The following is a 19,946-nucleotide window of genomic DNA, read 5'->3' on the forward strand; positions in this document are numbered from 1 at the left end:
GCAGTCATATCAAGGAGACGTGCCCGATGAACGACGTGCTGGACCCGCTGAAGAACCCGGTCACCTACGCCATTCCGTTCTTCCTGCTCACCATCGTCATCGAGCTCGCCGCGCTGAAGTGGCTCGACCACGACTCGGCGTTCGAGGGCCGGGGCGTCACCGGGTACGACGGGAAGGACGCCCGCACGAGCATCTTCATGGGCCTGGGCTCGCTGGTCTCGACGCTGGTGTTCAAGATCGGCGCGTTCGTGGTCTACAGCGCCGTCTTCGTGTACGTCGCGCCGTTCCACCTCGGCATGCACACCTGGTGGTCGTGGGCGGTCGCCCTCGCCGCGGTCGACCTGGCCTACTACTTCTCGCACCGCTTCGTGCACCGGGTCAACGTCGGCTGGGCCGCCCACCAGGCCCACCACTCCAGCGAGTACATGAACTTCGCGACGGCACTGCGCCAGAAGTGGAACCCCTGGTTCGAGTTCTTCTTCTTCCTGCCACTGCCGTTCCTCGGCATCGCGCCGTGGGTGATCTACGTGGCGTTCGGCTTCAACCTGATCTTCCAGTTCTTCGTGCACACCGAGCTGGTCGACAAGCTCTGGTGGCCGATCGAGCTGGTGTTCAACACGCCCTCCCACCACCGGGTGCACCACGGCTCCGACCCGGAGTACCTGGACAAGAACTACGCCGGGATCCTGATCGTCTGGGACCGGCTCTTCGGCTCCTTCGTGGCGGAGAGGCAGCGGCCGACGTACGGACTGACCAAGCCGGTCGGGACCCACAACCTGCTCCGGCTCCAGTACGGCGACTACGCGCAGATCGTCCGCAACGTCCGGGCGGCCGACCGCTTCCGCGACAAGCTGGGCTACCTGTTCGGTCCGCCCGGGTGGGAGCCGGCGGGCCATCGTGCCGACCCGGACCTGGTCCCGATCAGGCCGGCACTCGACGCGGCAGGTCGATGACGACCCCTCCCTGAACCAGGGAGGCGGCGCCCCCGTGGGCCTCGGCCACCGCCTTGACCAGCGCCAGGCCGAGGCCGTTGCCGCGGGTCGTGCGGCTCGCGTCCGCGCGGGTGAAGCGGTCGAACGCCCGCGCTCCGAGCGCCTCGGGTACGCCGGGGCCGTGGTCGGTCACGCTGATCCGCACGCGGTCGCCGGTCGCTCCGGCGCCCACCTCGACGTCGCCCTCGCCGTGCTTGAGGGCGTTGCCCACCAGGTTCGTGATCGCCAGGGTCAGCCAGCGCGCGTCGACCTCGACCTCGTCGGCCGACGCCGAGACCCGCAGCGCGCGTCCCTGGCCCTCGGCCTGCTCGGGCCAGCCGGTCAGTGCCGCGTCGACCAGCTCGTCGAGGCGAACGGGGGTGAGCTCGGCGGTCCGCGCGGAGTAGAGCTCCTCGAGGTCGAGCAGTGTGTTGGACAGGTCGACCAGGCGCTCGACCTGCGCCCCGACGGAAGTGAGCACCTGGTCCAGCTCCTCCGGTGCCCGTGGCCGGTGGCGGGCCCACTCGATCTCCGCGGCCAGGAGGGCCAGGGGCGAGCGCAGCTCGTGCGAGGCGTCGGCGAGGAACTGCCGCTCGCGGGCGTTGGACTCCTCGATCTCGCCGAGCAGCTGGTTGAAGGTGTGGCCGAGGCGGGTCAGCTCGTCGTCCCGGGTGCTGTCCACGGGGAGGCGCGGGGCCGGGCCGCCGCCGGCACTCGCGGCTGCCCGCCGGTAGCGCTCGACCGGCCCCAGGGCGGCGCGTGTGACGCCGTAGCCGACGAGCCCCGCGGCCAGGACGGTGATCAGGTCGGTCAGTGCCAGCTGTCCGAGCAGCTCGCGCAGCGCCTCGTCGTGCTTGCGCCGGCTGATCGCGGCGACCACCACGACCTCGCCGTCGGGGGAGGAGGAGCGGAACACGGAGACCCGGTACACGCGGTTGCTCGGCGGCAGCATCCGCCCGACGTCGAACGAGCTGCGGTGCGCGCCGGTGACCGCCATGATCCGCTCACGCGACGCGAGCCGGGGCACGTCGGCGTCCGACCTGCTGATCAGCGAGCCCTGCGGGGTGTAGAGCTGGGCGGTCTCGCCCGGCCCGTTGGCCAGGAGGGCCGTCCCGTTGCGGACCTGCCGCGCCGTGACGTCCGCGTAGGCGCGCAGGTCCTGGTCGAGCTGGCGGTCGAGCGCGAAGCTCACCCGCCAGTAGACGAACGCGCCGGCGCACACGAGCACGACGGTCATCGCCAGCGTGACAGCGGCGACCAGACGGGTCCCGATCCGGCGCCCGGGGAGGAAGCGGGCCCACGGGTTCATCGCCGCGTCACCGGCGGACGTCGAGCCGGTAGCCGATGCCCCGCATCGTCGTGATCGAGACGTCGGCCGAGCCCTTCAGGTGGCTGCGGACCCGGGACACGTAGACCTCCAGCGCGTTGCTGCGCAGGTCGGCCTCGCCGTCCCACACCTCGTCGTACAGGCGCTGTCGGGAGACCACGCGTCCCGGCGGGTCCATCAGCGTCGCCAGCAGGTCGAACTCACGACGGGCGAACGCGACCTCCACGCCGCCGACGAGCACCCGGCGGGTGTCGGTCTCGACCACCACGTCGCCGGCGACCAGCCGGGTGTCGGACGCCTCTCGCCGCCGCGCGATCGCCCGCAGCCGGGCGTGCAGCTCGTCGAGCGCGAACGGCTTCACGAGGTAGTCGTCCGCACCCGCCTCGAGGCCGGCGACCCGCTCGCTCACCTCACCGCGTGCGGTCAGCATGAGGATCGGTACGTCGTTGCCGGCGGCCCGCAGTGCCTTGCAGACGCCGGTGCCGCTCATCATCGGCAGCATCAGGTCGAGCACGACGGCGTCGGGTCGCTCGGTGTCGATCGTGGCCAGACCGCTCTCCCCGTCGAAGCAGCCGATCGCCTCGATGCCGCGCTCCGCGAGGTAGCCGGTGACCAGCTCGACCATCCGGACCTGGTCGTCGACCACCACCACGCGCACGCCTCGAGTGTAGGGACGGGTGCGCAGGCGGTCGTTCAGTCTCTCGTCATGTTCCGTTCATAGCCTCGACCCACGTCTCGGTGACGCACGAGGAGGAACGGATGGCAACGACCCTGGTCGGTCTGGGACTCGACGTCCTGGCTCTCCTGGTCCTGGTGGGGTGGCTGTACCGACGCCGGCTCGCCGCGCCCGAGATGACGATGGTCTTCGTGACCCTCAACATCGGGCTGTTCTCCGCGGTCGTCGCGATCGGCTCCGGGCACTTCCCGGTCGGGGTCGGCTTCGGTTTGTTCGGCCTGCTCAGCCTGGTCCGGCTGCGCAGCGTGGCGTTCACCAACAAGGACATGGCCTACACGTTCTCGGCGCTGGTCCTGGCCCTCGTCAACGCCCTCCCCGAGAAGCACGTGCTCCTGGCGGTGGTGCTCGACGCGGTCGTCCTGGCCGCGCTCTGGCTGGTCGACGACAGCGGCAGCCGCCCCCAGACCCGGGTCCTGCGGATGACCCTCGACTGCGCCGTCACCGCGACCGAGGACGTGCGCCGCGAGGTCGCCCAGCGCCTCGGCCGCGAGCCGATCGCGGTCGTGGTCGAGCAGGTGGACTTCGTCCGGGAGACGACCGTGGTCGCGGTGCGCCACGAGGTCGAGGCGGCGTGGACCAGCTGGGCCGACGCGGCCGCGGCTGCGTCGGACGGGACCGTGCAGCCCGCCGGGGAGGTGGCCCCGTGACGCCGCTGGACATGGGACGTCGCGCTCCCGTGGGCCTGCCCGAGGTGCTCGCCGAGGCCCCGGCCACGGTGCGGGTCGACCGCAAGTACATCGTGCCGCTCGAGGCCGCCCAGGAGTTCGTCGACGGCCTGCCCGAGGAGTTCCGGGTGCTGGAGATCGACGGCCGCCGCTGGACGTCGTACCGGAGCACCTACTTCGACACCGACGACCTGCTCACCTGTCGCGCGCACGTGCAGCGCCGGCGCCGGCGGTGGAAGTTCCGCAGCCGCCTGTACGTGGAGGATGCGCTGGCCCGCCTCGAGGTGAAGGTCCAGGACGGCTCCGGGCTCACCCGGAAGTACTTCCACCAGATCGACGTCGACGACCACGGCCGGGTCAGCGACCGGGGCCGTGCCTTCCTCGGGCAGCAGCTCGAGGAGGCGGGGTTCGTCGACGTCGGCCCGGTCGGTCCCGTCGTGGACGTCGGCTACCGCCGCGCCACGCTCGCCGCGCCCGGGGCAGGCCACCGAGCGACGATCGACCACGGTGTCCGCTGCGAGCGCAACGGCCGGGTCGTCGAGCTGGACCACGGGCACGTGATCGTCGAGACCAAGGGCGGCATGGTGCCCGGGCCCGCGGACACGCTGCTGCGCGACCTCGGCCAGCGACCGCGCTCGTTCAGCAAGTACGTCGCCTCGGTCTCCCTCACCGAGTCGGGGATCGCGGACAACGACATCCGCCGCCTCGTCGGCCGCGAGCTGCACGTGCGGGAGGTCGCGTGATCCGGCGCGTCAATCCGCGGGTCGCGGTCGTCGCGGTCCTCGCCGTCGCCTCCGTCGTGACCGGGCTCCTGCTGCCGTCCAGGCACGGCTCGGCGAACCCGTCGACCGCCGACGTGATCGCCGCCGACCCGCCCCCCACGCTGTTCCCCGTCGCCGACACCGCACGGATCGACCGGATCGTCGCTCGGCAGCGTCCGCCGGCCGCGGCGCGCATCCAGGCCTGGGTGGCGAGCCACGGCACCCGGCCCGACGACCGTGCGTTCGTGCAGTGGGTCGAGGCCGGCTTCCCGCCGCCGCCGGCGAACCTCGCCGACCAGATGCCGCAGGTGGTGGCGCTCGACCGTCAGCGCACCTCGGCCGGCGTGCACGCCGCGACCTGGCTGGAGACCCACGGCAAGAAGGACGTCTGGAAGCTCTACGCCCACGACCAGCGCGAGTGGCTGACCCCGTCCGCCGCGAAGTCCCTGAAGGCCGACGAGAAGGCCCTGCTCTCGATGGCCAAGAACCTGGCGGACACGCTGGGCACGCGGTTCGGCTCCTCCGCGCCGTACGTGCGCCAGCCCTCGCTGCGCACCGACCACAAGGTCACGCCGGGCCAGAAGTGCCCGTGCTCGTACCCCTCGCGTCACGCCGCCGCCGGCGCGGCCTCCGAGACCCTCCTGGGCGGCCTGCAGCCACGGCTGGACGCGCAGTACCGCTACCTGGAGGACGAGATCGACTACTCCCGGGTGTACATGGCCGGGCACTTCCCCGGTGACATCGCCGGGGGCGCACTCCTCGGCGACCTCATCGGCGACTACTTCCTCGTGACCCGGGAAGGGGTCGACCCGGCATCGCTCACCTGAGCGGCACGAACCGGTAGTGGCCGTGCAGGCCGGTCCGGTCCTCGCCCCCGGCACGCTCCACGACGGTCATCACCCCGGCCACGGGCACCACCATGCGGCCGGGGTCGCCGAGCTGGTCGAGGAGGGCCGTCGGCAGCCTGCCCGCCTCGGCGGACACCAGGATCCGGTCGTAGGGCGCCAGCTCGGGGACGCCGAGCACGCCCGGTGTCGCCTCGCGCACCGACGCCCAGGCGCCCGACGTGCGGCGTACGTTCTGCTCGCCCCACGCGGCCAGCTCGGGCACCAGCTCGACGCCGACCACGAGCCCGGTCGGACCGACCAGGTGGGCGAGCAGCGCCGTCGTCCAGCCCGAGCCGGCCCCGACGTCGAGGACCCGCTGCCCGGGCTCGACCTCGAGCAGCCGCAGCATCGCCGCCACCGTCGCGGGCTGGGAGTTCGTCTGACCGTGGCCGATCGGGATCGGGCCGTCGTACGACGCCTCGGCGCGGTAGCCGGCCGGCAGGAACTCTTCCCGGGGAACGGCGCCGAACGCCGCAGAGACCCTGTCCTGGTGCGGGTCCATGCCCCGAGTCTTCCACGTGTGAGCCCTTGTTGATCTGTGCGTAACGCAGCGGCAGCCGACCAGCAACACGTGCCCGCCAGACTCGCCGCATGTTCTACCGGGTACGCACCAGGCTCGCCGACTCGCCGGGCGCCCTCGCGCGGCTGGCCCAGCATTGCGGCGACGCCAAGGTGAACATCCTGGCGCTGCAGATCTATCCGGAGCTGGGAGCGGTGACCGACGACCTCGTCGTCGAGACACCCGATGCCTGGACGGCTGCAGCGGTCGTGGAGCTCGTGAGTGGCGCGGGAGGAGACGAGGTGAGCGTCGTCCCCTGCGCCACTCACGACCTTGTCGACCAGCCGACGGCGTGGTTGCGCGCCGCCAAGACGGTGATGGAGGACCCCGACAGCCTTCCCTCCGCGCTGACGGGTCTGCTCGGTCCGCGAGTCTCCTGGTCTGCCACCGAGCAGGTCCGCGCCGAGGTCCTCACCGAGATAGCCGACCGGGGGCGGTCCACCGCTGCCGAAGGGTGCGCACCGCCTCCGGCCTCGGCTCCGACGTCCGTGGTGGAGTACGACGTCTCCGAGACGGGCGTCGTCGCCCGGATCGGCCAGCACGTGGTCGGCGCCGCCACGCTGCACGCCGTCGTCGACACCGCCGTCGAGGCCGGTCTGGAGGTCGCTCCCGCGTGGCGCCGGCTCGGCATCGGTCGCCAGCTGCTCCGCAAGCTCAGCGGCCTCGCGGTCACCCAGGGCGCCACCGAGATGGTGCTGCTCGCCCCGGCCAGCGAGGAGGGCGTCGTACCGGTTCTCGCCGCCTCCGGGATGCGTGGCCGGATCCGGCTCACCGAGCACGGGCTCAGCGTGCACGTGAGCCTCGCCGGGGTGCGTCCGATCGGTGACCTCGTCGGTCGTTAGACTGGAGCATGACCTCCGGCCCCACCGACGTCCCGTCGAAGTTCGCCGCCCTCGGCCTCACCTACGACGACGTCCTGCTCGTCCCCGGGTACTCCGACCTCAACCCCAACGAGATCGACACCACCACGAGGCTGACGCGCGAGATCTCGATCAAGGTGCCGCTGGTCAGCGCCGCGATGGACACGGTCACCGAGTCCCGGATGGCGATCGCGATGGCCCGGCAGGGCGGCATCGGCGTGCTGCACCGCAACCTCTCGATCGAGGACCAGGCCTACCAGGTCGACCTGGTCAAGCGCACGCAGACCGGGATGATCTCGAACCCGATCACGATCGGGCCGGACGCCACCCTGGAGGAGCTCGACCAGACCTGCGGCGAGTACCGCGTCTCCGGCCTTCCCGTGGTCGACGTGGACAACCGCCTGCTGGGCATCATCACCAACCGCGACCTCCGGTTCACCCCCGTCGCCGAGTGGGCCACGACGAAGGTGGACGAGGTGATGACCCCGATGCCGTTGATCACGGCCCCGGTCGGTATCTCCCGTGAGGACGCCACCGCGCTGCTGCGCCAGCACAAGCGCGAGCGGCTCCCGATCGTCGACCCCGACGGCCGCCTCGCCGGCCTGATCACGGTCAAGGACTTCGTGAAGTCCGAGCAGTTCCCGAACGCCTCCAAGGACGCCGCCGGGCGGCTGATGGTCGGCGCCGCGATCGGCTACTTCGGCGACGCCTGGCAGCGGGCCACCACGCTGATCGAGGCCGGGGTCGACGTGCTCGTCGCCGACACCGCGCACGGGCACGTGCGGCTGCTCCTGGAGATGGTCGAGCGGCTCAAGACCGACCCCGCGACGAAGCACGTGCAGGTGATCGGCGGCAACGTCGCCACCCGCGCCGGCGCCCAGGCCTTCATCGACGTCGGCGCCGACGCGGTCAAGGTCGGGGTCGGGCCGGGCTCGATCTGCACGACCCGCGTCGTCACCGGTGTGGGCGCGCCGCAGGTCACCGCGGTGCACGAGGCGTCGCTGGCCTGCCGGCCCGCCGGCGTACCGGTGATCGCCGACGGGGGCCTGAAGCACTCCGGCGAGATCGCCAAGGCGATCGTCGCCGGCGCCGACTCGGTGATGGTCGGGTCCCTGCTCGCCGGCTGCGAGGAGAGCCCCGGCGACCTCGTCTTCGTCAACGGCAAGCAGTACAAGTCCTACCGGGGCATGGGCTCGCTCGCCGCGATGTCGAGCCGGGGCAAGAAGTCCTACTCCAAGGACCGCTACTTCCAGGCCGAGGTGACCAGCGACGACAAGATCGTGCCGGAGGGCATCGAGGGCCAGGTCGCCTACCGGGGTCCGCTCTCCGCGGTCACCCACCAGCTGATCGGCGGGCTCAACCAGTCGATGTTCTACGTCGGCGCGCGCACGGTCCCGGAGCTGCAGGAGAAGGGCCAGTTCGTCCGGATCACCTCCGCCTCGCTGACCGAGAGCCACCCGCACGACGTGCAGATGACGGTGGAGGCACCGAACTACACCGGTCGCTGACGGCTCAGGGCTCGTCGGCGTACAGGCAGAACGGGTGGCCCGCCGGGTCGAGCATGACCCGGACGTCCTCCTGCGGCTGGTACGACGCAACGGTGGCGCCGAGGGCGATCGCGTCCTCGACGGCGGCATCGACGTCGGTCACCCCGAGGTCCAGGTGCAGCTGCATCGTCGGCTCACCGGGCCGCGACGGCCACGCCGGCGCCTCGTGGTGGTCGTCGATCGCGAACGCCAGGTAGTGGGTCGTGCCCGGCATCCTGATGGTCACCCAGTCGGCCGACTCGCGGGCGACCTCCCAGCCGAGCAGCTCGCTGTAGAACCGCGCGAGCGCCCCCGGGTCGCGGGCCGAGAGGACCGTCCCGACCCATCCGGTCAAGCCTCTGATCCCGTCCACGGCACTCACCCTTTCATGGTGGTCTCCGCGGAACCCCTCGTGGAATCATCCTCGGATGACTGCCGTGGGCCCGCGGCTGGTGGAGCGATCAGCGCAGCTGGCCGAGCTCGCCGACCACCTGGCCGCCGTACGTCGTGACGGCGCGGGCCGGATGGTGTTCGTCGGCGGAGAGGCGGGCGCCGGCAAGACAGCTCTCCTCGACCACTTCGTGACGGCCTCCCGTGCTCCCGCGACGAGCGGAAGGGCCGAGCCGTTCCACGCGCCGCGCGCGCTCGGTGCGGTGCTCGACATCGCCGCCCAGCTCGGCGGCCGGTTCGAGGAGCAGGTCGCGGCCGGAGGCTCGTCGGTCGATCTCGTGGCCGCCCTGACAACGCAGCTGCCCACGGACGGGCCGGCGGTCCTCGTCTTCGAGGACGTGCACTGGGCCGACGAGGCCACCCTCGACTTCCTCCGGGTCGTCGGCCGGCGCCTGCACCGGCTGCCGGCGCTGGTGCTGGCCAGCTACCGCGACGACGAGGTCGGCCGCGCCCACCCCGTGCGGACGCTGCTCGGCGAGCTGGCCACCGAGCGCGCCGTGCTCCGGCTGACGGTCCCGGCACTCTCCCTCGCCGGGGTGGGGGAGCTCGCCGGAGGCGCGGTGACCGACGCGTCCGCGCTGCACGAGCTCACTGCCGGCAACCCGTTCTTCGTCAGCGAGGTGCTGGCGGCCGGTGAGCAGACGGTGCCGGACACGGTCCGCGACGCGGTGCTGGCCCGCCGTGCCCGGATGAGTGGCCCGGCCGGCGAGCTGCTCGACGCGACGGCCGTCTTCCCCGGACGGGTGGAGCCCTGGTTGCTCGAGCGCGTCGCGGGGCCGGCGTACGCCGAGATGGAGGCGTGCCTGGCCTCGGGGATGCTCGTCCCGGACGGCGAGGGCGTCCGGTTCCGCCACGAGATCGCCCGGGTGAGCGTCGAGGAGTCGCTGCCGCCCGCGACCCGGGCCCGGCTCCATGCGGCGGCGCTCGCGGCGATGGTCGGCCACGCGCCCGCCGTCGACCCGGCCCGACTCGCCCACCACGCCGACGGCGCCGGAGACACCGCGGCCGTGCTCACCTACGCGCCGATGGCGGGCGAGCGGGCAGCGGAGCTGAGGGCACACCGGGAGGCGGCCGACCAGTTCGCCCTCGCCCTGGACCGGGCGACGGCGGCGCCCGAGGCGGTGTCGGGCGACCTGATGGCGCGACTGCTCGAGCGGCACGCGTACGAGTGCTACCTGACCGACCGCATCGACGAGGCGTTCGCCTCTCGCCAGCGGCTCCTCGGCCTGCACCTGCAGACCGGCGACCGGCTGGGCGAGGGCGACACGCGGCGATGGCTCTCGCGGCTGGCCTGGTTCCGCGCCGACCGCGAGACCGCCGAGCGAGAAGCGGAGGCAGCGGTGCGGATCCTCGGCGGCCTGGCCCCGGGCCGCGAGCTCGCGATGGCCTACAGCAACATGGCCCAGCTGCGGATGCTGGCCCATGACGCCCCCGGTGCGCTGTCCTGGAGTGATCGTGCGCGGTGTCTCGCCGAGGACCTCGGCGAGACCGAGATCGTGGTCCACGCCCAGAACAACGCGGGCACGGCCGAGCTCCTGGTCGGACGGCTGGACGGTGCCGAGCTGCTCGAGCGCAGTCTGGCCGCCGCGCTCGAGGGCGGCCTCGAGGAGCACGCAGCGCGTGCGTTCACGAACCTCGGCGCCAGCTTCACCGAGCTGCACCTCCTGGACCGGGCCGCGGAGGTCCTGGACCGAGGCATCGACTACTGCCGCGACCACGATCTCGACTCGTGGCGGCTCTACATGACCGGGTGGCGCTCGCGGATGCACCTCGACCGGGGCGACTACCAGCGCGCCGCCGCGGACTGCGCCACCGTGCTCACGAACCCGCGGGCTGCCCTGCCCAGCCGGATCCAGCCGGCCACGGTGCTCGGCCTGGTGCATGCCCGGCGAGGTGAGCCCGGGGCGTGGCCGTTGCTGGACAGTGCCCGCGCGCACGCGCGGCGAGCCGACGAGCTGCAGCGGTTGGCTCCCGTTGCCGCGGCCCGCGCGGAGGTGTTCCTCCTCGAGGGGCGATCGGACGAGGTCGCCGCGGAGACCGGGGACCTCCTGGCGGCGTGCCTCGAGCTGGGTGACAGCTGGCTGGCCGGCGCGCTCCTGGTCGTGCGCCGTCGGGCCGGTGTCGAGGACGACGTCCCGGAGACCGGGGTCGCCGCGCCGTACCTGCTGGAGCTCACCGGCCGCTTCGAGGACGCCGCCGCAGCCTGGGAGGAGCTCGGCCAGCCCTACGAGCGCGCCTGGGCGCTGATCGACGCACGGCCCGACCTGGCCAGGGGAGGCGTCGCGCTGCTCCGCGAGCTGGGCGCCGGTGCCGCCGCGGACCTCGCCAGCCGCGAGCTTCGCGACCGAGGCGTGCGCGGTCTGCCTCGCGGGCCACGGCCGAGGACCGTCGACCACCCGTACGGGCTCACCCCCCGGGAGGCGGAGATCCTGGCCCTGCTCGCCGAGGGGCTGAGCAACGCGGAGATCGCGGCTCGGGCGTTCCTCTCGCAGCGGACCGTCGACCACCACGTGTCGGCCGTGCTTCGCAAGCTGGGGGTCGACAACCGTCGCGACGCCGCGGCGCGCGCGGCCGATACCCTTGGCCGGTGACCGAGATCGAGATCGGGCGCGCCAAGCGCGGCCGCCGGGCTTACTCCTTCGACGACATCGCCATCGTGCCGAGTCGCCGGACCCGTGACCCCGAGGAGGTGTCCACCGCCTGGCAGATCGACGCCTACCGCTTCGAGCTCCCGATCCTGGCGGCGCCGATGGACTCCGTGATGTCGCCGGAGACTGCGATCGCGTTCGGCCGCCACGGCGGCCTCGGGGTGCTCAACCTCGAGGGGCTCTGGACCCGGTACGACGACCCGACCGACCTGCTCGCCGGCATCGCCGAGCTCGAGTCGGACGACGCGGTCCGCCGGATGCAGGAGGTGTACGCCGAGCCGATCAAGGCCGAGCTGATCACCGAGCGGGTCAAGCAGGTGCGCGCCGCCGGGGTGACCGTCGCGGGCGCGCTCTCGCCGCAGCGGACCAAGGAGTTCGCGAAGACGGTCGTGGACGCGGGCGTCGACATGTTCGTGATCCGCGGCACCACGGTCAGCGCCGAGCACGTCTCGGGCCAGGCCGAGCCGCTGAACCTCAAGGAGTTCATCTACGAGCTCGACGTCCCGGTGATCGTCGGCGGGTGTGCGACGTACCAGGCCGCGCTGCACCTCATGCGCACCGGCGCCGCCGGGGTGCTCGTCGGCTTCGGTGGCGGCGCCGCCCACACCACCCGCACGGTGCTCGGCGTCGCCGTGCCGATGGCCAGCGCGGTCGCCGACGTCGCCGCCGCGCGGCGCGACTACATGGACGAGTCGGGTGGTCGCTACGTGCACGTGATCGCCGACGGCTCGATCGGCAAGAGCGGCGACATCGCGAAGGCGATCGCGTGCGGGGCCGACGCGGTGATGATCGGAAGCCCGCTCGCCCGTGCGACCGACGCACCCGGCCGTGGCTACCACTGGGGGGCCGAGGCCCACCACACCGAGCTCCCGCGCGGCGAGCGGGTCGAGATCGGCAGCGTCGGGACGCTCGAGGAGATCCTCTTCGGCCCCTCGCGCGTCGCCGACGGCACCATGAACCTCGTCGGGGCGCTGCGCCGGGCGATGGCCACCACCGGCTACACCGAGCTCAAGGAGTTCCAGCGGATCGAGGTCGTCGTCCAGTGACCGCGTCGTCACCTCGATGAGCATCGCGACCGACCTGGGCCCTGCCCAGCGCGCCCAGGCCCTGGCGGCGATGTCGGCCACGTCAGCGCCCGGCGGCACGCCGCTGGACGTGCTGGTGGTCGGTGCCGGCGTGGTCGGCGCGGGCGCGGCGCTCGACGCCGTCTCCCGCGGGCTCTCGACCGCCGTGCTGGAGCAGCGCGACTACGCCAGCGGCACCAGCAGCCGCAGCAGCAAGCTCGTCCACGGCGGCCTGCGCTACCTGGAGATGTTCGACTTCGGGCTGGTCCGTGAGGCCCTGCAGGAGCGCGGTCTGCTGCTCACCCGGCTCGCGCCCCACCTCGTGCGACCCGTGCCGTTCCTCTACCCGCTGCACCACACCTGGGAGCGCCCGTACGTCGGCGCCGGCGTCGCGCTCTACGACGCCATGGCCATGGCCGGCAAGTACGACATGGGCGTGCCCAGGCACAAGCACCTCTTCCGCCGGCAGATCGCACGGATGGCGCCCGACCTCCGCACCGACGAGCTCGCGGGAGCGATCCGCTACTACGACTGCCAGGTCGACGACGCCCGCCTCGTCGTGACGATCGCCCGCACCGCGGCGTCGTACGGCGCCCACCTGGCCTCGCGCGTCCGGGTCACCGGCTTCCTGCGCGAGGGCGACCGCGTCGTGGGCGTGCGCGCCCGTGACCTGGAGAACGACGTGGACCTCGAGGTGCGGGCACGGGTCGTGATCAACGCGGCCGGGGTCTGGACGGACGAGATCCAGGAGATGGTCGGCGGCAAGGGCGCCCTGCACGTCGAGGCCAGCAAGGGCATCCACCTGGTCGTGCCCCGCGACCGGATCCGGTCGGAGACGGGCTTCATCACCAAGACCGAGAAGTCGGTGCTGTTCGTGATCCCGTGGGGCCGACACTGGATCATCGGCACCACCGACACGCCCTGGCAGCTCGACCTCGCGCACCCGGCGGCGTCGAAGGCCGACATCGACTACGTGCTCGGCCACGTCAACACCCTGCTGCGCACACCGCTCGACCACGACGACGTCGAGGGCGTGTACGCCGGCCTGCGACCGCTGCTCAAGGGCGAGGTCGAGGCCACCTCGAAGATCTCCCGCGAGCACACGGTGGTCGCGCCGGTGCCCGGTCTCGTGCTGATCGCCGGCGGCAAGCTGACGACGTACCGCGTGATGGCGCGCGACGCCGTCGACATGGCCGCGCGCACGCTGCGCCGCACGGTGGGTGATCCCGGGCCGAGCATCACCGACCGGGTGCCCCTCCTGGGCGCCCAGGGCTTCGAGACCCGGACCAACCAGCGGGTGGCGCTGGCCCGCACGTCGGGCCTCGACATCGGCTGGATCGACCACCTGCTCGGCCGCTACGGCGGCCTGGTCGACGAGATCCTGCCGCTGCTCATCGACCGGCCCGAGCTGGCCGAGCCGCTGGTCCACGCGCCCGACTACCTCTGCGGCGAGATCGTCTACGCCGTCACGCACGAGGGGGCCCGCCACCTCGACGACGTCCTGACCCGGCGTACGCGCATCTCGATCGAGACCTTCGACCGCGGCGTGCTCTGCGCCCGGCAGGTGGCCGAGCTGATGGCGCCGGTCCTCGGCTGGGACTCGGCCCGCATCGACGAAGAGGTGGATCACTACCTCAGGCGGGTCGAGGCCGAGCGGCAGAGTCAGGAGAAGCTGACCGACCAGGAGGCCGACGAGGCCCGGGTCCAGGCGCCCGAAGGTCCCTGGGCCGTCTGACCGCGAAAACGAGGTGCGCGCGCGGCGTCCGCTCGGCAAGGTGCGGGGCGTGACCTCCTTCATCTCGCACACCGCCGTCGACTGCGCCCACGCCTACCAGCTCTCCGAGTGGTGGAAGCAGGTGCTCGGGTACGTCGACCTGCCCGACGACCCCAACGAGCCGGGGCACGTGGAGTGCATGATCCAGAGGCCGGACGGCGGCCACCGGGTGCTGTTCATCGAGGTGCCGGACGTGAAGCAGGTCAAGAACCGGATGCACTTCGACCTGCGGCCCACCGAGCGCACCCGCGACGAGGAGGTCGCGTGGGTCCTCGGTCTCGGGGCGACCCTGTTCGAGGACCATCGCGACATCCACGGACCCGGCACCGGCTGGGTGACGCTCGCCGACCCGGAGGGCAACGAGTTCTGCATCCTGCGCGGCGAGGCCGAGCTCGCGGCCGTCCAGTCCTAGGACGCTCCCGGCGTGCCCGTCCGACACCCGCGACCATCGTGACCGTGAGGTCGTCGGTGCGGGTCGTGGTCGCGGTGGTCGCCGCGTGCTGCGCGCTGCTCGGCCTGCTCGCGCTCGCCGTGCTGCGCGTCGGCGGCCCGGTCGAGGCCGGGGCACCCGACCCGGAGCTCACCCAGCCCTCTGTGACGGTCGCACCGGCTCCGGCCCGCACCGTCGACCCGTCGCGCTCGGCCGGTCGCCCTCTGGTCGACCCCGCGTGGCTGGCGCGCACGGCGGCCGCGGCCGGCATCCCCCTCCCCGCCCTGCGCGCGTACGCCGGCGCCGAGCTCGTCCTGCGGGGTGAGCAGCCGGGCTGTCGCCTCGGCTGGAACACGCTGGCCGGCATCGGCTGGGTCGAGTCGCAGCACGGCACGGTGGGCGGTCGCACGCTCGGCGCGGACGGCCGGTCGTCGCAGCCGGTCCTCGGCCCGGCGCTCGACGGGTCCGGCGGCTTCGCGGCGATCCACTCGACCCCCGCCTCCGCGGCCTGGCACGGCGACCGGGTGTGGGAGCACGCCGTCGGCCCGCTGCAGTTCCTCGCGTCGACCTGGGCGCGCTGGGGCGCGGATGGCGACGGCGACGGTGTCGCCGACCCGAACGACCTCGACGATGCGGCCCTGGCCGCCGCTCGTTACCTCTGCGCCGACGGCCACGTGCTGACCAGCGACGGGGGCTGGAACGCCGCGACGAACTCCTACAACCACGACGCCGACTACGTCGCCCGCGTCGCCGCGGCCGCGAACAGCTACGCCGCCCGGGCCCGCTGACCCGGGCATGCGACTCGGGGGCGCCGGGGTGTCGGCCTGCCGAGGTAAGGTCGATCGGGTCACCCCCTCTCGTTCCTGAGTGGGGGCTGTCCGCGTTGTCCCGCCACTGCCCAGGAGCACTCGTTGCGTCTCGCCGGCCTCGCCGATGCCGTCCTCTCCGAGCCGACCCTCGCCGGCGCGCTCGCCGATGCGCGTGACAACCGCGTCCCTGCCCTCGACCTGACCGGGCCGGCCGGGCTCCGGCCGTTCGTGGTGGCGGGCCTGGCCCGCACCGGGCGCACGGTGCTCGTGGTGACGGCCACGGTGCGGGAGGCCGAGGACCTCGTCGAGGAGCTCGCCGACGTCGTCGACCCGACCTCGCTGGCCCTCTTCCCGGCGTGGGAGACGCTGCCCCACGAGCGGCTCAGCCCGCGCAGCGACACCGTCGGCCGGCGGCTGGCGATCCTGCGCCGGCTCGTGCACCCGGGCGCCGACCCGGCGACCGGCCCGTTGCAGGTCGTGGTCGCTCCGGTCCGCTCGGTGCTGCAGCCGCAGGTCAAGGGGCTCGCCGACCTCGAGCCGGTCGAGCTGGTCACCGGCCAGGAGGTCGAGCTCGACGACCTGGTCCGCGGGCTGGTCGGGGCGGCGTACACGCGCGTGGACCTGGTCGAGAAGCGCGGCGAGTTCGCCGTGCGCGGTGGCATCGTCGACGTGTTCCCGCCGACGGAGGAGCACCCGCTGCGCGTGGAGTTCTTCGGTGACGAGGTCGACGAGATCAGGGCGTTCGCGGTCGCCGACCAGCGCACGCTGGACAAGGTCGACCGGCTCTGGGCGCCGCCCTGCCGCGAGCTGCTGCTCACCGACGAGGTACGCCGCCGCGCCGCCGCCCTGGGCGAGCAGCACCCGGAGCTCGCCGAGATCACCGACAAGCTCGCCGAGGGCATCGCGGTCGAGGGCATGGAGTCGCTGACCCCCGCGCTGGTGGACGAGATGGAGCTGCTGATCGACCTGCTGCCGCGGGAGACCCACGTGCTGCTGCTCGACCCCGAACGGGTGCGCACGCGCGCCCACGACCTGGTCGCGACCAGCGAGGAGTTCCTGGGTGCGAGCTGGGCGGCCGCCGCGTCCGGTGGCACGGCTCCCGTGGACCTCGGGTCGGCGTCGCTGCGGTCGCTGGCCGACGTACGCGCGACCGCGCTGGAGCAGGGCAAGGCCTGGTGGGGGATCACTCCGTTCGGGCTGGCCGGCCCGGAGGAGGACGACGCGGAGCGCGCGCCGCTGCGTGACTCGCTCGGCGAGGTGGTCAGCGCCGGGGTCGACGTGGAGGCCGGTGCCGTGGAGTCCCGCGCCGTCGGGGCGACGGCCGTGGAGCCGTACCGCGGCGACATCGAGACCGCGGTGCGCGACGTCGCCGAGCACCTCGTCGAGGGGCGGCGCGTGGTGGTGGTGCAACAGGGCCATGGCCCCGCGCAGCGCACCGTCGAGGTGCTCGCCGAGCACGACGTCGCAGCCCGGCTGGTCGAGGAGGTTTCGGCAGGCTCAACCACCGGAGGCGGCTCAACCACCGGAGGCGGATCGACCACCGACGGGGCCGTCGTCGAGGTGACCCAGGGCTGCATCACCCGCGGCCTCGTCCTCGGCCGACCCGGCCTGGTGGTGCTGACCGGGGAGGACCTCTCGGGCCAGAAGGCCTCCACGCGCGACATGCGCAAGATGCCGGCGCGCCGCAAGAAGCAGATCGACCCGCTCGAGCTCAAGCCGGGTGACTACGTGGTGCACGAGCAGCACGGGGTCGGACGGTTCCTCGAGATGCGCCAGCGCGAGGTGCAGGGCGCGGTGCGCGAGTACCTCGTGCTCGAGTACGGCGCGAGCAAGCGCGGCCAGCCCGCCGACCGGCTCTACGTGCCGGCGGACTCCCTCGACCAGGTCACCCGCTACGTCGGTGGCGAGCAGCCCAGCCTGGACCGCCTGGGTGGTGCCGACTGGGCCAAGCGCAAGGGTCGCGCGCGCAAGGCCGTGAGGCAGATCGCGGCCGAGCTGATCAAGCTGTACGCCGCCCGCCAGGCCACCCAGGGCCACGCCTTCGGGCCGGACACGCCCTGGCAGCGCGAGCTCGAGGACGCGTTCCCGTTCCACGAGACGCCCGACCAGCTGACCACGGTCGAGGAGGTCAAGGCGGACATGCGGCGCACCGTGCCGATGGACCGGCTGATCTGCGGCGACGTCGGCTACGGCAAGACCGAGATCGCCGTACGGGCGGCGTTCAAGGCGGTCCAGGAGGGCAAGCAGGTCGCCGTGCTCGTGCCGACGACCCTGCTGGTCAACCAGCACTACTCCACGTTCGTCGAGCGGATGAGCGCCTTCCCGGTCGAGCTGCGCGCGCTGTCGCGGTTCCAGACCGACAAGGAGGCCCAGCAGACGATCGCGGGCCTCGCCGACGGCTCGGTCGACATCGTGATCGGCACCCACCGGCTGCTCAACCCCGACATCAGGTTCAAGGACCTCGGCCTGATCATCGTCGACGAGGAGCAGCGCTTCGGCGTCGAGCACAAGGAGCAGATGAAGCGGCTGCGCACCAGCGTCGACGTGCTGGCGATGTCGGCGACCCCGATCCCACGCACGCTCGAGATGGCGATCACCGGCATCCGCGAGATGTCGACGATCACGACCCCGCCCGAGGAGCGCCACCCGGTGCTGACCTACGTCGGCGCCTACGAGGACCGCCAGGTCGTGGCCGCGATCCGTCGTGAGCTCCTCCGCGAGGGTCAGGTCTTCTACATCCACAACCGCGTGAGCTCGATCGAGAAGGCAGCCGCCCACCTCCGCGAGCTGGTGCCCGAGGCGCGCGTCGCCGTGGCTCATGGGCAGATGGGGGAGCACCAGCTCGAGCAGGTGATGCTCGACTTCTGGGAGAAGCAGTTCGACGTGCTGGTCTGCACGACGATCGTGGAGTCGGGCATCGACGTCTCCAACGCGAACACGATGATCATCGAGCGGGCCGACATGTTCGGCCTCAGCCAGCTGCACCAGCTGCGCGGCCGGGTGGGCCGCAGCCGCGAGCGCGCCTACGGCTACTTCCTCTACCCGGCCGACAAGCCGCTGACCGAGACCGCGCACGAACGGCTCGCCACCCTGGCCCAGCACTCCGACCTCGGCGGCGGCATGGCGATCGCGATGAAGGACCTCGAGATCCGCGGAGCCGGCAACCTGCTCGGCGGCGAGCAGTCGGGACACATCGCCGACGTCGGCTTCGACCTCTACGTGCGGCTGGTCGGCGAGGCGGTCAGCGAGTTCCGCCAGGGCCCCGACGGGAAGGTCGACGAGATCGACGAGGTCCGCATCGAGCTCCCGATCGACGCCCACCTGCCGCACGACTACGTGCCCAGCGAGCGGCTCCGCCTGGAGATGTACAAGCGGCTCGCCGAGGTGCGCGAGCCCGACGACGTCGGCCTGCTCCGCGAGGAGATGCGCGACCGGTACGGCGAGCCCCCGGCGCCGGTCGAGCGGCTGCTCGCGGTCGCGCGGTTCCGGGCGACCTGCCGTCGCGCCAAGGTCGGCGAGGTGACCGTCCAGGGCAAGTACATCCGGTTCGCGCCGGTCGAGCTGCCCGAGTCGCGCGCCGTGCGCCTGAACCGCGTCTACCCCGGCAGCCTGCTCAAGGCCGGGGTGCGTACGATGCTGGTGCCGCGCCCGCAGCCGGCGACGTTCGGGGCCAAGCCCCTGCGCGACGACGAGCTGTTGGCGTGGGCGGCGCGGGTGATCGACGACGTGATCGCGCCGCCGTCCCCCCAGAGCAGCGACACACAGGAGACCCGCCCGTGAAGGCCCACCGCCTGGTCCTCATCGCCGTTGCCGGAGCCTCGATGCTCGCGCTGAGCGGTTGCGCGCAGTCCGGCAACGTCGCCGCGCGCGTCGGCGACAGCACCGTATCGACCTCCGACGTCGACTTCCTGAGCCGGATGCAGTGCGAGACGCTCGACAAGGCGGCGCAGAACCCCGCGGCGGCCGCGCAGGGCGGGGTCCAGACGGTCCCGGTCGCGCAGGTGCGCACCGGCATGCTCAACACGCTGATCGAGACCGAGCTCAATCGTCAGATCGCGAGCAAGGAGCACCTGACCTACGACCGCGACACCCTGCGCCAGGTGATGGCGCAGTTCGAGCGCGTGGTCGACCAGGTGGCCGCGAAGGACCGCGACCGCTTCCGCAGCATGGTCGAGGACGTCTACCGCGGCCAGCTGCAGGTCTACACGCTCGCCCAGCAGCAGCTCGCGGAGCAGGGCGTGAGCCGGCCCGGCCAGGACCAGGTCGACCAGGCGGTCGCGAAGATCCAGGCGAGCTTCCGCAAGAACGTCGACGTGAAGGTCAACCCGCAGTACGGCGCGGACGCCCGCGGCGTCGCCGGCAGCACCGACCCGTCGCTGTCGCTCGCGGTCTCGTCCTACGCCAAGCAGGCCAGGTCCGCGCAGCCCGACTCCAGCTGGGTCTCGGCGCTGCCGGCCGACCAGAGGTGCGGCTGAGCGC

Annotated in this window: 17 protein-coding genes; 13 read left to right on the forward strand and 4 right to left on the reverse strand. The window is 72.6% G+C overall.

What is annotated here, in order from left to right:
- The first annotated feature begins 26 nt into the window (after positions 1–26).
- Positions 27–953, forward strand: a complete 927-nt coding sequence (locus EFL26_RS00270; protein ID WP_123220881.1) for a sterol desaturase family protein — start codon at positions 27–29, stop codon at positions 951–953.
- On the opposite strand, the gene EFL26_RS00275 is transcribed toward EFL26_RS00270, so the two are convergent.
- Both EFL26_RS00275 and EFL26_RS00280 read right to left on the reverse strand, forming a co-directional pair.
- The gene (locus EFL26_RS00275; protein ID WP_123220882.1) at positions 922–2,280 is read right to left on the reverse strand and encodes a sensor histidine kinase; all 1,359 of its coding nucleotides are present in this window, start codon (positions 2,278–2,280) and stop codon (positions 922–924) included. The genes EFL26_RS00270 and EFL26_RS00275 overlap by 32 nt on opposite strands.
- Positions 2,281–2,287: 7 nt before the next feature.
- On the reverse strand, positions 2,288–2,956 hold the full coding sequence (locus tag EFL26_RS00280) for a response regulator transcription factor (protein WP_123220883.1): 669 nt from the start codon (positions 2,954–2,956) through the stop codon (positions 2,288–2,290).
- A 101-nt stretch (positions 2,957–3,057) separates the two neighbouring features.
- Here EFL26_RS00280 and EFL26_RS00285 point away from each other — a divergent pair, with 101 nt between their 5' ends.
- The 3 genes from EFL26_RS00285 to EFL26_RS00295 are packed head-to-tail and all read left to right on the forward strand — an operon-like array spanning position 3,058 to position 5,287.
- A complete protein-coding gene (locus EFL26_RS00285; RefSeq protein ID WP_123220884.1) occupies positions 3,058–3,681 on the forward strand; it encodes a DUF4956 domain-containing protein in 624 nt (207 codons plus the stop codon).
- Positions 3,678–4,442 carry a VTC domain-containing protein gene (locus tag EFL26_RS00290; protein WP_148046581.1) on the forward strand — a complete coding sequence of 255 codons (765 nt, stop codon included), beginning with the start codon at positions 3,678–3,680 and terminating at the stop codon, positions 4,440–4,442. Before EFL26_RS00285 ends, EFL26_RS00290 begins: the two co-directional genes overlap by 4 nt.
- Positions 4,439–5,287: a phosphatase PAP2 family protein gene (locus EFL26_RS00295; protein ID WP_123220886.1), complete on the forward strand. Its 849-nt coding sequence runs from the start codon at positions 4,439–4,441 to the stop codon at positions 5,285–5,287. Before EFL26_RS00290 ends, EFL26_RS00295 begins: the two co-directional genes overlap by 4 nt.
- Here the strand turns inward: EFL26_RS00295 and EFL26_RS00300 are convergent.
- Positions 5,280–5,849, reverse strand: a complete 570-nt coding sequence (locus tag EFL26_RS00300; protein WP_123220887.1) for a protein-L-isoaspartate O-methyltransferase family protein — start codon at positions 5,847–5,849, stop codon at positions 5,280–5,282. The two genes, EFL26_RS00295 and EFL26_RS00300, sit on opposite strands and share 8 nt — an antisense overlap.
- Before the next feature lie 89 nt (positions 5,850–5,938).
- Between EFL26_RS00300 and EFL26_RS00305 the strand changes: the two genes are divergently transcribed.
- Together EFL26_RS00305 and guaB are read left to right on the forward strand one after the other, a co-directional pair.
- A complete protein-coding gene (locus tag EFL26_RS00305) occupies positions 5,939–6,748 on the forward strand; it encodes a GNAT family N-acetyltransferase (protein ID WP_123220888.1) in 810 nt (269 codons plus the stop codon).
- Between the two features lie 8 nt (positions 6,749–6,756).
- Complete coding sequence (gene guaB, locus EFL26_RS00310; RefSeq protein WP_123220889.1) at positions 6,757–8,274, forward strand: IMP dehydrogenase; 1,518 nt, start codon at positions 6,757–6,759, stop codon at positions 8,272–8,274.
- A 4-nt stretch (positions 8,275–8,278) separates the two neighbouring features.
- Here guaB and EFL26_RS00315 read toward each other — a convergent pair whose 3' ends face one another.
- On the reverse strand, positions 8,279–8,665 hold the full coding sequence (locus tag EFL26_RS00315) for a VOC family protein (protein WP_123220890.1): 387 nt from the start codon (positions 8,663–8,665) through the stop codon (positions 8,279–8,281).
- A 55-nt stretch (positions 8,666–8,720) separates the two neighbouring features.
- On the opposite strand from EFL26_RS00315, the gene EFL26_RS00320 reads away from it, so the two are divergent.
- From EFL26_RS00320 to EFL26_RS00350, 7 genes are all read left to right on the forward strand, one after another.
- Positions 8,721–11,333 carry an ATP-binding protein gene (locus EFL26_RS00320; RefSeq protein ID WP_123220891.1) on the forward strand — a complete coding sequence of 871 codons (2,613 nt, stop codon included), beginning with the start codon at positions 8,721–8,723 and terminating at the stop codon, positions 11,331–11,333.
- Positions 11,330–12,436: a GuaB3 family IMP dehydrogenase-related protein gene (locus EFL26_RS00325; protein ID WP_123220892.1), complete on the forward strand. Its 1,107-nt coding sequence runs from the start codon at positions 11,330–11,332 to the stop codon at positions 12,434–12,436. The genes EFL26_RS00320 and EFL26_RS00325 overlap by 4 nt, the downstream gene beginning before the upstream one ends.
- Positions 12,437–12,452: 16 nt before the next feature.
- Positions 12,453–14,189, forward strand: a complete 1,737-nt coding sequence (locus EFL26_RS00330) for a glycerol-3-phosphate dehydrogenase/oxidase (RefSeq protein ID WP_123220893.1) — start codon at positions 12,453–12,455, stop codon at positions 14,187–14,189.
- A 49-nt stretch (positions 14,190–14,238) separates the two neighbouring features.
- On the forward strand, positions 14,239–14,640 hold the full coding sequence (locus EFL26_RS00335; protein WP_123220911.1) for a VOC family protein: 402 nt from the start codon (positions 14,239–14,241) through the stop codon (positions 14,638–14,640).
- A gap of 44 nt (positions 14,641–14,684) precedes the next feature.
- The gene (locus EFL26_RS00340; RefSeq protein ID WP_245999916.1) at positions 14,685–15,446 is read left to right on the forward strand and encodes a lytic murein transglycosylase; all 762 of its coding nucleotides are present in this window, start codon (positions 14,685–14,687) and stop codon (positions 15,444–15,446) included.
- A 123-nt stretch (positions 15,447–15,569) separates the two neighbouring features.
- A complete protein-coding gene (gene mfd, locus EFL26_RS00345) occupies positions 15,570–19,247 on the forward strand; it encodes a transcription-repair coupling factor (protein ID WP_123220895.1) in 3,678 nt (1,225 codons plus the stop codon).
- Positions 19,244–19,942, forward strand: a complete 699-nt coding sequence (locus EFL26_RS00350) for a SurA N-terminal domain-containing protein (protein ID WP_123220896.1) — start codon at positions 19,244–19,246, stop codon at positions 19,940–19,942. The genes mfd and EFL26_RS00350 overlap by 4 nt, the downstream gene beginning before the upstream one ends.
- Positions 19,943–19,946: the final 4 nt, after the last annotated feature.

Source organism: Nocardioides pocheonensis (genome assembly GCF_003725535.1).
GTDB lineage: Bacteria > Actinomycetota > Actinomycetes > Propionibacteriales > Nocardioidaceae > Marmoricola > Marmoricola pocheonensis.

Excerpts from the sequence above, each read along its gene's own strand:
- EFL26_RS00275 (WP_123220882.1), bottom strand. The coding sequence starts at position 2,280 with ATGAACCCGTGGGCCCGCTTCCTCCCCGGGCGCCGGATCGGGACCCGT.
- EFL26_RS00305 (WP_123220888.1), top strand. The coding sequence starts at position 5,939 with ATGTTCTACCGGGTACGCACCAGGCTCGCCGACTCGCCGGGCGCCCTC.
- EFL26_RS00285 (WP_123220884.1), top strand. The coding sequence starts at position 3,058 with ATGGCAACGACCCTGGTCGGTCTGGGACTCGACGTCCTGGCTCTCCTG.
- EFL26_RS00320 (WP_123220891.1), top strand. The coding sequence starts at position 8,721 with ATGACTGCCGTGGGCCCGCGGCTGGTGGAGCGATCAGCGCAGCTGGCC.
- guaB (WP_123220889.1), top strand. The coding sequence starts at position 6,757 with ATGACCTCCGGCCCCACCGACGTCCCGTCGAAGTTCGCCGCCCTCGGC.
- EFL26_RS00270 (WP_123220881.1), top strand. The coding sequence starts at position 27 with ATGAACGACGTGCTGGACCCGCTGAAGAACCCGGTCACCTACGCCATT.
- EFL26_RS00300 (WP_123220887.1), bottom strand. The coding sequence starts at position 5,849 with ATGGACCCGCACCAGGACAGGGTCTCTGCGGCGTTCGGCGCCGTTCCC.
- EFL26_RS00330 (WP_123220893.1), top strand. The coding sequence starts at position 12,453 with ATGAGCATCGCGACCGACCTGGGCCCTGCCCAGCGCGCCCAGGCCCTG.